The following is a 15,958-nucleotide window of genomic DNA, read 5'->3' on the forward strand; positions in this document are numbered from 1 at the left end:
TGGCAAAGCGTCATGACCAAGATGTTCAAAATCTCGCTGCCCGATGGCTCCGTCCGCGAAATGGCCGAAGGGTCCACCCCGGCGGATGTTGCCGCGGCGATCGGGCCGGGCCTTGCCAAGGCGGCGCTGGCGGCGCGCGTCGACGGCGAATTGCGCGACCTCAACCGCCCGTTCGAGGGTGACAGCCAGCTTGCATTGGTCACCAGCCGAGACGAGAAGGACGCGCTGGAACTGGTGCGCCACGACTTCGCCCACGTCCTCGCCGAAGCGGTGCAGAACATCTTTCCGGGTACCCAGATCACCTTTGGTCCGGCGACCGACGACGGCTTCTACTATGATTTCGCGCCCGCCCCGGGCCGCGGCATGTTCACCGACGAGGATCTTCCCCTGATCGAGGAAGAAATGCGTCGCGTCATCGCCGCCGACAAGCCGCTGGTGCGCGAAGTTTGGAGCCGGGAAAAGGTCCGCCAATTCTTCCTCGACCATGGCGAAAGCTTCAAGGCGGAGTGGGTGATGGAACTGCCCGAGGGCGAGCCGATCACCATGTACAAGACCGGCCATGGCGAGGCGGACTGGATCGACCTGTGCCGCGGGCCGCACTTGGCATCGACCGGCAAGCTCGACCCGCAGGCGTTCAAGCTGACCCGCGTCAGCGGCGCTTACTGGCGCGGCGACCAGGCGAACCCGATGCTCAGCCGCATCTACGGCACCGCCTGGCTCAACAAAAAGCAGCTGGCCGAGCATCTCGTCCGGCTGGAGGAAGCTGCCAAGCGCGACCATCGCAAGCTTGGCCGCGAAATGAACCTGTTCCACCTGCAGGAAGAAGCGCATGGCAGCGTCTTCTGGCACCCGCAGGGCTACGCGATTTATCGCGTGCTTGAAGATTATATCCGCCGTGCGGTGCAGGGCGCCGAATGCCTCGAAGTGAAAACCCCGCAGGTGATGGACGCGCGCCAATGGGAAAAGAGCGGCCACTGGGGCAAGTATCGCGAGAATATGTTCGTCATCCCTGACGAGGTCCCCAACACCGAGGACGAAGGGCCGCTGGTGTCGGACGATGCGCAGTGGATGGCACTGAAGCCGATGAACTGCCCGGCGCACGTCCTGATCTTCAAGCAGGGCATCAAGAGCTATCGCGACCTGCCGCTGCGCCTGGTCGAAAACGGCTGCTGCCACCGCAACGAGCCGCACGGTGCGCTGCATGGCCTGATGCGCGTTCGCCAGTTCACCCAGGACGACGGTCACATCTTCTGTCGCGAAGACCAGATCGTCGAGGAAGTGCGCAATTTCTGCCAGCTCGCTGATCGGGTCTACAAGGACTTCGGCTTCACTTACGCCGTGAAACTGGCGCTGCGCCCCGACCAGCGGTTCGGCAGCGACGAGGACTGGGACAAGGCAGAGGCCGAGCTGCGTCAGGCCGTCATTGATGCTGGCATGGCGACCGAGGAATATGGCTGGGAAGAATTGCCGGGCGAAGGCGCCTTCTATGCGCCCAAGCTCGAATGGCACCTTACCGACGCCATCGGTCGCACTTGGCAGGTCGGCACCATCCAGTCGGATCGCGTCCTGCCTGAGCGGCTCGACGCGAGCTACGTCGGCGAGGACGGCGAGCGCCATCGGCCGGTGATGCTACATCGGGCCATCTTCGGCAGCTACGAGCGCTTCATTGGCATCCTGATCGAGCATTTTGCGGGCAAGCTGCCGCTGTGGCTGGCGCCGACCCAGATCGTCGTCGCAACCATCGTCAGCGATGCCGATGCCTATGCCCAGCTGGTGACCGACAAGCTGAAGGCCGCGGGCCTTCGCGCCGAGGTCGATCTCCGCAATGAGAAGATCAACTATAAGGTGCGCGAACATTCGCTGGCGAAGGTTCCGCTGCTGCTGGTTGTCGGCAAGCGCGAGGCGGAAGAGGGGACGGTTGCGGTCCGCCGCCTTGGCAGCGACGAGCATCAGAAGGTAATGGGCCTTGATGACGCGATCTCGGCCTTTACCGCCGAAGCGACTGCGCCCGACCTCAGCTAAGCCGCCACACGACATGGGGAAAATCCGCCTCCCAGGCGCGCCGCCCCTTCACTTTGGCCCGCGAACGCCTTAAGTCGCGGGCCACAACCAACGACTCTAGGAGATTGCGCTATACCACCGCCCTATCCGCGCCGTTCCATGGCGCCGCCGCAGTTGAGCGGCCCTCGCTACAATCAGTTTATCCAGGCCCAGAAGGTCCGGGTGATCGACGAAAATGGCGAAAATCTGGGCGTGATGTATACGCGCGAAGCCTTTGAGCAGGCGCAGGAAGTCGGTCTCGACCTGGTCGAGATCAGCCCGGGCGCCGATCCGCCCGTCGCCAAGTTCCTCGACATCGGCCGCTACAAATATGAAGCGCAGAAAAAGGCCAACGAGCAGCGCAAGCGCCAGAAGACGCAGGAGATCAAGGAGATCAAGATGCGTCCGAACATCGATGACCATGACTTCGACGTGAAGATGAAGAAGGTCTTCGAGTTCCTTGAGGAAGGCGACAAGGTGAAGCTCACCCTGCGCTTCCGCGGCCGCGAAATGGCGCACAACCAGCTTGGCATGGCCGTGCTTCAGCGGGTGGCCGAACAGACTGCCGAAGTTGCCAAGATCGAGCAGCATCCGCGCATGGAAGGCCGGCAGATGCTTATGGTGATCGCACCCAAGTAAAGTTCGCGAACCGCAACGGTTCAAATAAGGCGCGGCTTCCCCTACGGAAGTCGCGCCTTTTTCATGTTGCGCTGCGACCTGTGACATTTTCGTCGCAATCGGCTCGATTCCATCGCGCGAACGCCGTCCGCCGCTTCCTTCCCCTGTGTTGCTCGCGTAATTCTGCTCACCAAGAACATAAGAAATTCACAGGGGAGTATTTGATGCGCAAATCCGTTTGGCTGCTTTCGGCAGGCCTTTTTGCCCTTTCGACTCCGGCATTCGCACAGCAGACCGACACCGATGGCTCGGCGGCCCAGCCGACCGACGGTGCGACCAGCGAAGCGGCCGCCGTCGACAACAAGGCGACCCAGACGTCGGCCGAAGCCGACACCAGCGAAATCGTCGTTACTGCGACTCGTCGTAACGAAGCGCTGTCGGACGTTCCGCTGGCGGTGTCGGCGGTTACCGCCGAATCGCTCGCCAACACAGGCGCCAGCGACATTCGCCAGCTGACCCAAGTGTCGCCGTCGCTGCTGGTGTCGTCGACCTCGTCGGAAGCTGGTGCGGGCGTGGCTCGTATCCGCGGTGTCGGCACGGTCGGTGACAACCCTGGTCTCGAAAGCTCGGTCGCGGTGTTTATCGACGGCGTCTACCGCTCGCGCACCGGCGTCGGCCTGACCGAACTCGGCCAGATCGACCGGATCGAAATCCTTCGCGGCCCGCAGGGCACGCTGTTCGGTCGCAACGCGTCGGCCGGCCTCATCTCGATCATCACCGCCAAACCGAAGTTCAACACCGAAGTGTCGGGCGAACTGACCATCGGCAACTACAACCTGCGCCGCGCCGAACTGTCGGCGACCGGTGCGCTCAGCGACACGATCGCGGCGCGCATCGACGGCGTGCTGGTCAAGCGTGACGGCTTCCTCGAAGACGTTATCTCGGGCCGCGACATCAACAATCGCGACCGCTGGTTGCTCCGCGGGCAGCTGTTGTTCCAGCCGAACAGCGACCTGTCGTTCCGCGTCATCGCCGATTACGCCAAGCGCAACGAAGAATGCTGCGCCGCGACCTACCTGCCGGCGCATGACTATGCCGCCGGTGCCGTTCCGAACGAACAGCCGTCGACGATTGCCGGCATCGAACGTGCGTTGGGTGCGATCATCAACGACGATACCTTCGCGCGCGACGTGTCGATTACCCCGGGCCGTTCCTACCGTTCGGACGTCAAGGACTACGGCCTGTCGGGCGAACTGGTGTACGATTTCGGCGGGGCCGAGCTGACCTCGATCACCGCCTATCGCTACAACAAGTTCATCCGCGGCCAGGATGCCGACTACAACAACCTCGACATCCTCTATCGTCCGGATGACGGCGGCGCCTTCAACCGCTTCAAGACCTTCACCCAGGAACTCCGCCTCCAGGGCACGACCTTCGGCGGCAAGCTCGACTGGCTGGTCGGCGGTTACTTCGCGAAGGAAAACCTGCGGGTCGACGACAACCTGACCTACGGTGCGGACTATAGCCGCTATGCCAACTGCCTTGCGGCGGCGAGCTTCGGCGTGTCGACCCTGCTGGCTCCGGGCAGCTCGCCGAACTGCACCAACAGCGCGGTCGCGACAGGCATTCGCTCGCAGCTGATCGCCGGTTATAACGCCGCGGTTGCGGCCGGTGCGGCGGGCGCCACCACGGCGGCCAACCTCGCCAGCCAGATCACCGCCCTCGGCGCCTTCGCCCAGCTCAACAACACCGGCCTTCCGGCTGGCATCCCGCCGGTCAACTTCTCGGCGGCGCCGTTCGGTACCAGCGGCTTCACCAACCTGGCGATCGCGCTGGGCGGTGCGGGCTTCGTCGGTTCGACGCTCAACGGCGTGGCGCTCGACGACAGCTACAGCCAGAAGAGCACCAACTGGGCGCTGTTCACGCACAACATCTTCTCGATCACCGACAGCCTCAAGCTGACGGCGGGCCTGCGCTACACGCGTGAAAAGAAGACGTTGGACGCGACGCTGTTCGACAACAACACGCTGTGCACCGTGTTGTCGGGTTCGTCGCTGCAGCAGCTGCCGTGCGTCACCCCGTCGGCCCCGGGCGGTTCGTTCGTGATCAACGATTCGAAGACCGAAGGCCGTTTCTCGGGCACTGCGGTGCTCAGCTGGAAGCCGACCGACAAGCTGCTCACCTACATCAGCTATTCGCGCGGCTACAAGGCGGGCGGCTTCAACCTCGACCGTTCGGCGCTGTGGCGCGCGCAGCCGGTTCCGACCACGGTCCCGGCGACGCCCAACAACGTCGTGCTGACCAACCCGCCCCTGTCGGGCAGCGGCGCGATCTGCGTCAGTGCTGCGCAGAAGGGTTGCCAGGGAATCGTCGCTTCGGGTGCTGACCTGCAGTTCAAGCCGGAAACCAACGACGCGTTCGAACTGGGCGCGAAGTTCAACGGTCGCGGCATCGACATCAACGTTGCCGTGTTCCGCCAGCTGTTCCGCGATTTCCAGCTCAACACCTTCAACGGTCTCAACTTCATCGTTGAAAACGTGAACTCGTGTAAGGGCGACCTCAACACCAATGGTGCGGCCAACCTTGCGCCGAACCAGGCGGACGAGGACAATCGTGCCGACACCGGTGCCTGCACGGGCAAGACCCAGGCTGGCGTGAAGAGCGTCGGCGTCGAACTGGAAGCCTTCACCCGTCCGTTCGCGAACGTGTCGTTCAACCTCGGTGCGGTCTATGCCAACACCAAGTACCGCGACAATCTGGTCGGTGCCGACGGTCGTCCGCTGTCGAACGCGCTGTTCCAGCTGCCGGGCAGCCGCCTGTCCAACTCCAGCCAGCTCGCCCTCACCAGCGCGCTGTCGTGGACGCCGCCGATCGGCGACAGCGGCCTTCGTGCGCTGTTCTACATCGACGGCCGTTACCAGAGCAAAATCAACACCGGCTCGGACCTCGATATCGAAAAGGTCCAGAAGGGCTACACGGTGTTCAATGCTCGCGTCGGCCTGCGCGGGCCGAGCGATAGCTGGGCCGTCGAACTGTGGGCGCAGAACCTGCTCGACAAGAACTTCCTGCAGGTCGCCTTCGACGCGCCGCTGCAGGGCACGGGCACGGAGCGCGGCGTCAACAAGGGCTTCTATGCCCGTTCGACGCAGCTCTACGGCGCCTTCCTGGGCGAACCGCGCACCTTCGGTGCTACGTTCCGCCTGAAGTTCGCGCCGAAGAAGGCGATGCCGGTAGAGGAAGCGGCTCCGCCGCCGCCGCCCCCGCCGCCGGCTACCCAGACCTGCCCCGACGGATCGGTGATCCTGGCGACGGACAGCTGCCCGCCGCCGCCGCCGCCCCCGCCGCCTCCGCCGCCGGCGCCGGAGCCGGAACGCGGCTAAGGACGATCAGCTTCGATCAAGGGAAAGGGCCTCGCAATTGCGGGGCCCTTTTTCCGTCAGGCGCTTTCGAGCATCGCGAGCAGGTTCGACCGCAATATCTGACCCGCCGCCGGGCCCAGTTTGTGGCCTTCCACATCGGTCAGGTAGAAAACGTCCACTGCCCGCTCGCCATAGGTGGCGATATGGGCCGAGTGCAGCTGGTAGCCGGACGCGTGGATGGTAAGCGCCAGCCGCGCGAGCAGGCCGACCTGATCGCGGCCATTGACTTCGACGACGGTCGTCCGGGTCGATGCCTTGTCGTTGACCAGGACACGCGGCGCGACGCGGAAAGCTCGTTCTCTTTTTCCCAGCGGTGCCGGAGTCGGTAGCGGCGGCGGATCGTCGGACCGGATCGACGTCTCGATCGCCTTGACCAGCCGCTTGCGTTGCCGGGCGTCGCCATAGGGTTTGCCGCGCCCGTCGACGATCAACAGGTTGTCGAGTGCCATGCCATCTCGCGTGGTGTGGATGCGCGCATCGACGATCGAAGCGCCGGCCGTGCTCAGCCCCGCAGCGATACGATAGAATAGGCCGGGCCGATCGGCAGCGAAGACGCTGACGCGCGTGGTCCCGGACACGGGATCGGGCACCGCTTCCACGGCCACGGTCGCGCCGCCGATATGGGATTCGGCAACCGCTACCTGATGCGCATTGGCGACTTGCCATTCAGTGGGCTCCGCCAGCCAGTAGCTGTCGGGCAAGCGGCGCAGGTGCGATTTGGCCATCGCCTTAGTCCAGTTGGGCAGGGCGGCGACCAGGGCCTGCTGCCGCGCCTCCACCTCTTCGGCGCGACCGCGCTGCTTGTGGCCGAGACGCAGACGTTCCTCGGCGGCATCGAACAGCGTGCGCAGCAGCAGCCGCTTCCATTCGGTCCAGGTCCCCGGTCCGACCGCGCGGATGTCGACCACGGTCAGGATCAGCAGCAGCCGCAACCGCTCGGGGCTCTGCACTTCGCGCACGAAGTCTTCCACCGTCTTGGGGTCTGCAAGATCCCGGCGGAATGCGATCCGGCTCATCAGCAGGTGGTGGCGAACCAGCCAGGCGACCGTTTCGGTTTCGCCGTCGTCGAGGCCAAGCCGCGGGCACAGCTCCATCGCGATGTCCGCACCCAATTCGCTATGATCGCCGCCGCGGCCCTTGGCGATGTCGTGCAGCAGCACGGCGACATACAGCGTACGGCGCGATGCGATCTGCTCGAACACGGCGGTCGACAGGGGATGATCCTGCGCCAACTCGCCTCGCTCGATCCGGGACAACAAGCCGATCGCCCTGATCGAATGCTCGTCGACCGTATAATGGTGATACATGTCGAACTGCATCTGCGCCACGACCCGGCCGAAGTCCGGCATGAATCTGCCGAAGACGCCGGCCTCGTTCATCCAGCGCAAGGCAACGTCAGGATCCTTCCTCGCGGTCAGCACTTCCAGGAACTGGCGGTTGGCTTCGGGATCGTCGCGCACCAGATCCGCCAGCCTTGCGTCCCGCGCGGCCGCCCGCATCGCGCTGGGGTGAATTTCCATACCCTCGCGCGCGGCCAGCGCGAACAGCTCGATCAAACGCTCAGGCTTTTCGGCGAACCAATGTTCGGACGGGATTGAAAGGCGGCCCCGGTCGATGACGAATCCGTTGAGGCGGCGTGGGCGTCGGCGCAAGGTGGGCAAGGCGAACCGGCGGCCCTTTTCCGCCATTTGTTCGTCCAGCTGGGCGAGGAACAGACCGGTCAGGTCGCCGACGGTCTTGGCGTTGATGAAATAGAATTGCATGAAGCGCTCGACCGCGCTTTTGCCCGGGCGGTCGGTGTAGCGCATCGCGGCGGCGATCTCGCGCTGCATGTCGAAGCTCAACCGATCTTCGGCGCGTCCGCTGATGCGATGCAGGTGGCAGCGCACGGCCCAGAAAAAGCGCTCGGCCCGCTCGAACCGCCGAAACTCGGCGGCGCCGAACAGGCCCTTGTCGACCAGTCCATCGGGACGGTCCACGCCATAAACATATTTGCCGATCCAGTAGAGCGTGTGGAGATCGCGCAGGCCGCCCTTGCCGTCCTTGACGTTGGGTTCGACGACATATCGGCTGTCGCCCATCTTCTGGTGGCGCTCGTCGCGCTCGGCGAGCTTCGCGACGACATATTCGCGCTCGCTGCCGGCGACCACCTCAGTGCGGAAACGACGCGCAGCCTCCTCGTTCAGTGCTTCGTCGCCCCAGATCCAGCGTCCTTCCAGCAGGGCGGTGCGCGTCGACATGTCGCCCTTGGCGGCCGTGACCATTTCCGACGGCGTGCGGACCGAATGGCCGACCTTCAGCTTCAGGTCCCACAAAAGATAAAGCATCGCCTCGGCCACCTGCTCGCACCAGTGCGATCGGTGGTCGGCGACAAGGAACATCAGGTCGACGTCGCTGAACGGTGCCATTTCGCCGCGCCCGGTCCCGCCCAGGCCGATGATCGAAACCCGTTCCGAGCGGGTCGGGTTGTGGTTGGGATAAAGCCGCGTCGTGACAAGGTCGTAAATGAGCCGGACGATCTGGTCGGTCAAAAACGCGTAGGAGGCCGCAATTTCCCGACCGCGACCCGGATGGTCGAGCATTCGCCGTTCGATCTCGCTTCGACCTGTTGCCATTACATCAGCCAGCAGCCCGGCCGCCGTTTTCTGAAGGTCCTTGTCGGCCAGCGCTGCCAGCCGCTCCGCCACCGCACGCCGGTCGATGATCTGGCGCCGCTCGGCGATCAGGGCGTAGCGTGGCTGCTGCCGCATCAGCCTGTGGCCGCCAATCGCTTGAGTGAGTAGAGGGCGTCGAGCGCTTCGCGCGGACTGAGCGCATCGGGGTCGATGGCAGCCAGTGCGTCGGCTAGCGGATCGGGCGCATGCGCCTCGAGGGTCTGTGAGGCGAAGAGGGGCAGGTCGTCGAGTCCTGCCGCAATCCCGCCGGTCGCATCGCGCCCGGCCTCCAGCTTCGACAGCACCGACTTGGCTCGAGCCAGGACCAGCGGCGGCAGCCCCGCCAGCTTGGCAACGGCGATCCCGTAGCTGCGATCGGCGGGACCGTCGGCGACTTCGTGCATCAGCACCAGTTCGCCCTTCCATTCGCGCGCCCGGACATGGTGGAGCGACAGCGCATCGAGCCGGTCGGACAAGCGGGTCAGCTCGTGATAATGGGTTGCGAACAGCGTGCGGGAATTGACCGTATCGTGCATCGCCTCGACCACCGCCCAAGCAATGGCGAGCCCGTCATAGGTCGAGGTGCCGCGCCCGATCTCGTCGAGGATGACCAGGCTGCGCGGGGTCGCCTGCGCAAGGATGGCGGCGGTCTCGACCATCTCGACCATGAAGGTTGAGCGACCGCGTGCCAGATTGTCGGCCGCGCCGACCCGGCTGAACAGGCGGTCGACCACGCCGATCGTCGCGCTGGTCGCGGGGACATACATGCCGGCTTGCGCGAGAAGCGCGGCGATGGCGACCTGGCGCAGGAATGTCGACTTGCCGCCCATGTTGGGGCCGGTGATCAGCCACAGGCGGTCGCGGGCGGAAAGGGCGCAATCGTTGGCGACGAAGCGCTCCCCATCCTTCGCGAGCGCCTCCTCGACGACCGGATGACGCGCGCCTTCCAGCGCCATGACCGGCTCATCGCTGAGATGCGGCAGGCACCATTGACCTTCGCTGGCGCGTTCGGCGTTGGCCGCGGCGACGTCGATGCGGGCGATGGCGTCGGCGGTATCGGCGATGCGCGCCGCGGCAGCGACGGCCAACGCCGACAATTCCTCGAAATGGGCAACTTCGGCGGCCAGGGCATGGGCGCCGGCTTCGACCACCTTGCTCGCCTCGGCATGGAGGTCGGGCGAGTTGAAGCGGACGACGCCGGCCAGGGTCTGGCGATGGGTGAAGCCGCTGTCGGGCGCCATCAGCCGGTCGGCCTGTCGCGCGCTGACCTCGATATGGTAGCCTAGTACGGCGTTGTGGCGAATCTTGAGCGAACTGAGGCCGGTCTGGTCGCGATACCCGGCCTCAAGCGCGGCGATGGCGCGGCGTCCGTCCTGGCTTGCAATGCGGAGGGCGTCTAGCGCGGCGTCATAGCCTTCGGCGATGTAGCCGCCCTTGGCCGTGTCGAGCGGCGGCGAGGCGACCAGGGCGACGTGCAGCCGATCGGTCAAGGCGGCATGGCCGCCCATGTCGGGCAGCAGCGATTTCAGCAGGTCGGGGCAGGTGAGGTCGCATTCCAGTTCGGCCTTCAGCGACGCGGCGGCGCTGAGCCCGTCGCGCAGCTGGGCGAGGTCGCGCGGACTGCCGCGACCGGCGACGAGGCGGCCAAGGGCGCGACCGATATCGGGCATGGCCCGCAATGCCTCGCGGACGCGCGCGCGGCGGATCGGCTCTTCGTGGAGCCACTTCACCAGCGCCAGCCGTGCCTCGATCGCCGGCACGTCGGTCAGCGGCGCCGACAGGTCGGCGGCGAGCAGGCGGCGACCCGGTGCGGTGACGCAGCGGTCGATGCAGGCGAGCAGGCTGCCAGCATGACTTCTCGTTTGGGTGCGGACGATCTCCAGGCTGTCGCGAGTCGCCGGGTCGATCGCCATATACTGAGCGCGGGCAATGCGGCGCGGGGCGGCGAGGAAAGCGACGGCATCTTTCTGCGTTGCCTGCAGATAGGCGAGCAGGCCGCCGGCAGCGACCAGTTCGGCGCGCGACGGCGCCCCGAATCCGTCAAGGGTGGCGACGCCGTAACGCTCTTTCAGCGACCGTTCCCCGGCGATGCTGTCGAAACCGCCCTTGCCCGCGCTAGTCGCGATGCCCGGAACTTTATTGTCCGCGATGACTTCGGCAGGCGACAACCGCGCCAGTTCGGCCTTGAGCTCACCCGGCCCGCAGGCGACCAATTCGAACCGCCCGGTCGAAATGTCGGCGGCGGCGATGGCCCAATCCTCGCCCGCCCGCCCGACGGCGGCGAGCCAGTTCGAGCGGCCCGATTCGAGCAGCGTTTCTTCGGTCAGTGTGCCCGGGGTGACGAGGCGGACGATGGCGCGCTCGACCAGCGCCTTCGACCCGCGCGCCTTTCGCGCCTCGGCGGGACTTTCGGTTTGTTCGGCGATGGCGACACGGTGGCCGGCGCGGATCAGGCGGGCGAGGTAGCCTTCGGCGGCATGGACCGGAACGCCGCACATCGGCACATCCTCGCCGCCGTCCGACCCGCGCTTGGTGAGCGCAATATCGAGGCAGGACGCAGCGACCTTGGCGTCGTCGAAGAACAACTCGAAAAAGTCGCCCATGCGGTAAAACAGCAGCGCATCCTCCGCCTCGGCCTTGAGGCGATGGTACTGCGCCATCATCGGCGTCTGTTTGGGCGGTGGAGCGTCGCTGCGGGCCATCGGCCCCTTGCTAGCGGCAAAGCGCCGCGCGCGCGAGGGTGACTCTTGCCGCTAAGTGCCGCTAAAGGCCTTTCCGACAGGAGAGAATTTTGAGCGAGAGCAACGTCAAATTCACGCGCGACGAAGCGCTGGACTTCCATTCGCGCGGTCGGCCGGGGAAAATCGAGATCGTCGCATCGAAGCCGATGGCGACCCAGCGCGACCTCAGCCTCGCCTATTCTCCCGGCGTTGCCGTCCCGGTCGAAGAGATCGCGAAAGACCCGGGCAAGGCCTATGACCTCACCGCCAAGGGCAATCTCGTCGCTGTCATTTCGAACGGCACCGCCATCCTCGGCCTCGGAAATCTCGGCGCGCTGGCGTCGAAGCCGGTAATGGAAGGCAAGGCAGTCCTCTTCAAGCGCTTCGCCGACGTCGATTCGATCGACCTTGAGGTCGACACGACCGATGCAGACGCCTTCATCAACGCGGTGGCGCTGCTCGGCCCCAGCTTCGGCGGCATCAACCTCGAAGACATCGCCGCCCCCGACTGTTTCGTCATCGAACAGGCGCTCAAGGAGCGGATGAATATCCCCGTCTTCCACGATGACCAGCACGGCACGGCGATCATCACCGCGGCCGGGCTGATCAACGCCTGCCACCTGACAGGCCGCGAATTGAAAGACATCAAGGTCGTCGTGAACGGCGCGGGTGCCGCGGCCATCGCCTGCACCGAATTGATCAAGGCGATGGGCGTCCGCCACGACCATGTCATCATGTGCGACCGGTCTGGCGTCATCCACAAGGGCCGCGACGACCTCGACCAGTTCAAGTCGGCGCATGCCGTGGTGACCGAAGCGCGCAGCCTGAAGGACGCGCTTAGCGGCGCCGACGTCTTCCTCGGCCTCAGCGCTGCGGGGGCGTTAAAGCCGGACATGGTGACGGACATGGCGCCGCAACCGATCATTTTCGCCATGGCCAACCCGGATCCGGAAATCACGCCGCCCGAAGCCAAGAAGGCGCGGCCCGACGCGATCGTCGCGACCGGTCGCTCGGATTATCCCAACCAGGTCAACAACGTGCTGGGCTTCCCCTTCATCTTTCGCGGCGCCCTCGACGTGCGGGCGACCGGGATCAACGAGGAAATGAAGATAGCCGCGGCAGAAGCACTCGCCGCGCTGGCGCGCGAACCAGTGCCCGAAGAGGTCGCAGCCGCCTATGGCGGGCTGAGCCACAGCTTCGGTCCCGATTACATCATCCCCGCGCCGTTCGACCCGCGCCTGATCGAGATCGTGCCGGCCGCCGTTGCGCAGGCCGCGATGGATACCGGCGTCGCGCAGAAGCCGATTTCGGACATGCGGACCTATCGCGAGCAATTGAAGGCGCGCCTCAACCCGACCTCATCGGTGCTCAACATGGCGTATGACGCGGCCCGCGCGAACCCGCGCCGCGTGCTGTTTGCCGAAGGCGAAGAGGACAATGTCATCCGCGCCGCCATCGCCTTCAGGGAAGGCGGCTACGGCACGCCGGTGCTGGTCGGGCGCGAAGACGTCTACGACAAGCTGGCCGAAATGGGGGTCGACGACCCCAAGAGCTACGAGGTCCTGAACAGCCGCAACTCGCCGATGGTCGCGAAGGCAGTCGACTTCATCTACGCCAAGCACCAGCGCCATGGCCTGCTGCGGCGCGAGATCGAGCGGATGGTCAACCAGGACCGTAACACCTTCACCGCCGCCATGCTGGCACTGGGCGAAGGCGATGCGATGATCACGGGCACGACCCGGCCCTTCAGCCAGTCGCTGCGCCAGGTACGCTGGGTGATCGACGACGAAAAGAACGACACCTCGCCGTTCGGCATCAACATCATCGCGTCGCGCGGCCGGACGGTGATGATTACCGACACCGCCGTGATCGAACGTCCGACCGCCGAGCAGCTTGCAGCGATCGCGGTAAGGGCGGCCGCCTTTGCCCGGCGGATGGGCCAGGAACCGCGCGTGGCCTTCGTCAGCTACACTACTTTCGGCAACCCCGTCGGCCGCCACATCGGCGAAATCCGCGACGCGGTGAAGGTGCTCGACACGCTGAAAGTCGACTTCGAATATGAAGGCGAAATGGGTCCGGACGTGGCGCTCAACCACGAAGCGCAGCAGAAATTCTATCCGTTCAGCCGCCTGACCGGCCCGGCCAACATTCTGGTGATGCCTGGCCTGCAGTCGGCCAATCTGTCGGCCAAGCTGCTAAGGGCGCTGGGCGGTGAGAATGTCCTGGGGCCCTACCTGATGGGCATGCAGCTGCCGGTGCAGATCGCGCCGATGACCGCTTCGTCGTCCGACCTTGTGACGCTTGCGGTGCTGGCCGCCGGCGGTGCCGACGCGCTGCGCAAGCCGCCGCCCCGATCGCGCTAGATTCGTTCGACCTGGCTGACGCTGTCGGCGGCCCGCAGGGCGGCGACGAGGGCGTGGAGATGGGCGAGGTCGTGCACTTCCACATCGACGTGGAAGGTCATGAAGCTGCCGTCGCGATGCGCAAGCTGCAGGTTGACGATGTTGGCGCCCTTCGCGCCGAGGATGCCGGCCATTTCGCCGAGCGCCCCGGCGACATCGCGCAGGATGACACTGAGCTTTGCGGTGCCGCCGTCCGATCCGTCGCCCCAGGCGAGGTCGAGCCAGTCAGCATCGACGCCGCTTGCCAGGTGATCGCAGCCGATGACATGCACCTCGATCCCTTCATCCTCACGGCGGAGGCCGACGATGCGGTCGCCGGGAATCGGGTGGCAACATTGTGCTAGGTCATAGGCGACACCGGGGGTCAGACCCTTGATCGAAATGGCGGTGCGCTGGCCGAGCGGACGCGGGGCAACGTCGCCACCGGCCGAGCCAGGCATCAGCGCTTCCATCAGCTCGACATCGCTGACCTGTCGCCGGGCGATCTTGATCATCAGCGCCTCGACGTCTTCGGCCTTCAAGGACTTGACCGCCCGCTTCAGCGCGTCCGCACCAAGCGGTGAGGGCAGGCGGGCGACGATTTCGTCATAGATTTTGCGGCCGAGCTCGATCGTTTCGTCGCGTTCCTTGTGGCGAACGAAGCGGCGGATACCCGATCGCGCCTTGCCGGTCACGACGAAGCGCAGCCAGCTGGGCTGCGGATGCTGGGCTTCAGACGCCAGGATTTCGACCTGGTCGCCGTTATCGAGGATGGTCCGAAGCGGCACCACCCGACCGTTGACCTTGGCGCCGACCGTCTGGTCGCCGAGGTCGGTGTGGACGGCATAGGCGAAATCGACCGGGGTCGAACCCTTGGGCAGCTGGATCAGTTCGCCCTTGGGCGTGAAGGCGAAGATGCGATCCTGGTACATCGCCATGCGGGTATGCTCGAGCAGCTCTTCCGGGCTTGCCGCATGGTCGAGGATTTCCACGAGGTCGCTGATCCACGGAACCTTTACATCGTCGGCAGGCTTGCGCTCCTTGTAGGCCCAGTGCGCCGCGAGGCCGCGTTCGGCCTGCTCGTGCATGTGGCGAGTGCGGATCTGGATTTCGATGCGTGACTTGCTGTCGTGTATGACCGTGCTGTGGAGCGAACGATAGCCGTTGCGCTTCGGAGTAGAGATATAATCCTTGAACCGCCCGGGAACCATCGGCCAGCGCTGGTGGATCAGGCCAAGCGCCTGGTAGCATTGGTCGACGTCGCCGACGATGACGCGAAACGCCATCACGTCTGACAGCTGTTCGAAGCTGATGTGCCGCTCGGCCATCTTCTTCCAGATCGAGAAGGGGTGCTTCTCGCGCCCAGTGACTTCGGCTTCGAGGCCATGGTCGTTGAGGTGGAGCTGGAGGCCGAGGCCGATCCGGTTGACCAAGTCGCCGCCGGCATCGTGCAGTTGCTTTAGGCGCCGCGTGATCGAGGCATAGGCGTCCGGCTCCAACTGGCGGAATGCCAGCTGCTGCATCTCCTGCATGATTTCGTACATGCCGATCCGCTCTGCCAGCGGGGCATAGATATCCATCGTCTCCTTGGCGATGCGGCGGCGCTTGTCCTCATTCTTGATGTGGTGAAGCGTTCGCATGTTGTGCAGCCGGTCGGCCAGCTTCACCATCAGCACGCGAATGTCGTCGGACAAGGCGAGCAGGAACTTGCGGAGATTTTCGGCGGCCCGTTCATTCTCGGACTGCGCCTCGATCTTGCTGAGCTTGGTGACCCCGTCGACCAGCCGCGCCACCGACGGCCCGAACAGTTTCTCGATCTGCTCGGGGGTAGCGACCGTATCCTCGATCGTATCGTGGAGGATGGCGGTGACGATCGTCTCGTCGTCGAGCTTGAGGTCGGTCAAAATGCCCGCGACTTCGATCGGGTGGCTGAAATAAGGGTCGCCTGACGCGCGCACCTGCGCACCATGCGCCTTCATCGAAAAGACGTAGGCGCGGTTGATCAGCGCCTCGTCGGCGTCGGGATCATAGGCCCGGACCTTTTCGACCAGTTCATACTGTCTCAGCACTTGTCTAAGATGGGGTCAGCGCCCCTTCTTTCGCAAGCGCAAAAAAGACCGGTTTCC

At 65.0% G+C, this 15,958-nt stretch carries 7 protein-coding genes; 4 read left to right on the forward strand and 3 right to left on the reverse strand.

All coding sequences use genetic code 11. The annotated features are described in order from the left end of the window. The first annotated feature begins 12 nt into the window (after positions 1–12). The 3 genes from thrS to G570_RS02960 all read left to right on the forward strand — a co-directional run bounded on the left by thrS (position 13) and on the right by G570_RS02960 (position 6,038). The gene (gene thrS / locus G570_RS02950; RefSeq protein WP_037498979.1) at positions 13–2,022 is read left to right on the forward strand and encodes a threonine--tRNA ligase; all 2,010 of its coding nucleotides are present in this window, start codon (positions 13–15) and stop codon (positions 2,020–2,022) included. Between the two features lie 138 nt (positions 2,023–2,160). Continuing rightward, positions 2,161–2,679, forward strand: coding sequence for a translation initiation factor IF-3 (gene infC / locus G570_RS02955; protein WP_037498982.1), 519 nt, complete (start codon positions 2,161–2,163; stop codon positions 2,677–2,679). Between the two features lie 203 nt (positions 2,680–2,882). After that, positions 2,883–6,038: a TonB-dependent receptor gene (locus tag G570_RS02960; protein ID WP_218915869.1), complete on the forward strand. Its 3,156-nt coding sequence runs from the start codon at positions 2,883–2,885 to the stop codon at positions 6,036–6,038. Between the two features lie 56 nt (positions 6,039–6,094). Here G570_RS02960 and G570_RS02965 read toward each other — a convergent pair whose 3' ends face one another. Together G570_RS02965 and mutS are read right to left on the reverse strand one after the other, a co-directional pair. Continuing rightward, positions 6,095–8,827, reverse strand: coding sequence for a [protein-PII] uridylyltransferase (locus G570_RS02965; protein WP_037498985.1), 2,733 nt, complete (start codon positions 8,825–8,827; stop codon positions 6,095–6,097). Further along, entirely contained in the window at positions 8,827–11,433 is a 2,607-nt protein-coding gene (gene mutS / locus G570_RS02970; RefSeq protein WP_037498988.1) for a DNA mismatch repair protein MutS, read from the reverse strand. Before mutS ends, G570_RS02965 begins: the two co-directional genes overlap by 1 nt. An 86-nt stretch (positions 11,434–11,519) precedes the next feature. Here mutS and G570_RS02975 point away from each other — a divergent pair, with 86 nt between their 5' ends. Further along, positions 11,520–13,814: an NADP-dependent malic enzyme gene (locus tag G570_RS02975; protein WP_156930300.1), complete on the forward strand. Its 2,295-nt coding sequence runs from the start codon at positions 11,520–11,522 to the stop codon at positions 13,812–13,814. Here G570_RS02975 and G570_RS02980 read toward each other — a convergent pair. Then, positions 13,811–15,901: a RelA/SpoT family protein gene (locus G570_RS02980; protein WP_037498991.1), complete on the reverse strand. Its 2,091-nt coding sequence runs from the start codon at positions 15,899–15,901 to the stop codon at positions 13,811–13,813. The two genes, G570_RS02975 and G570_RS02980, sit on opposite strands and share 4 nt — an antisense overlap. Positions 15,902–15,958: the final 57 nt, after the last annotated feature.

This window comes from Sphingomonas jaspsi DSM 18422 (assembly GCF_000585415.1).
GTDB classification, from domain to species: domain Bacteria; phylum Pseudomonadota; class Alphaproteobacteria; order Sphingomonadales; family Sphingomonadaceae; genus Sphingomicrobium; species Sphingomicrobium jaspsi.

Excerpts from the sequence above, each read along its gene's own strand:
- mutS (WP_037498988.1), bottom strand. The coding sequence starts at position 11,433 with ATGGCCCGCAGCGACGCTCCACCGCCCAAACAGACGCCGATGATGGCG.
- infC (WP_037498982.1), top strand. The coding sequence starts at position 2,161 with ATGGCGCCGCCGCAGTTGAGCGGCCCTCGCTACAATCAGTTTATCCAG.
- G570_RS02960 (WP_218915869.1), top strand. The coding sequence starts at position 2,883 with ATGCGCAAATCCGTTTGGCTGCTTTCGGCAGGCCTTTTTGCCCTTTCG.
- thrS (WP_037498979.1), top strand. The coding sequence starts at position 13 with ATGACCAAGATGTTCAAAATCTCGCTGCCCGATGGCTCCGTCCGCGAA.
- G570_RS02965 (WP_037498985.1), bottom strand. The coding sequence starts at position 8,827 with ATGCGGCAGCAGCCACGCTACGCCCTGATCGCCGAGCGGCGCCAGATC.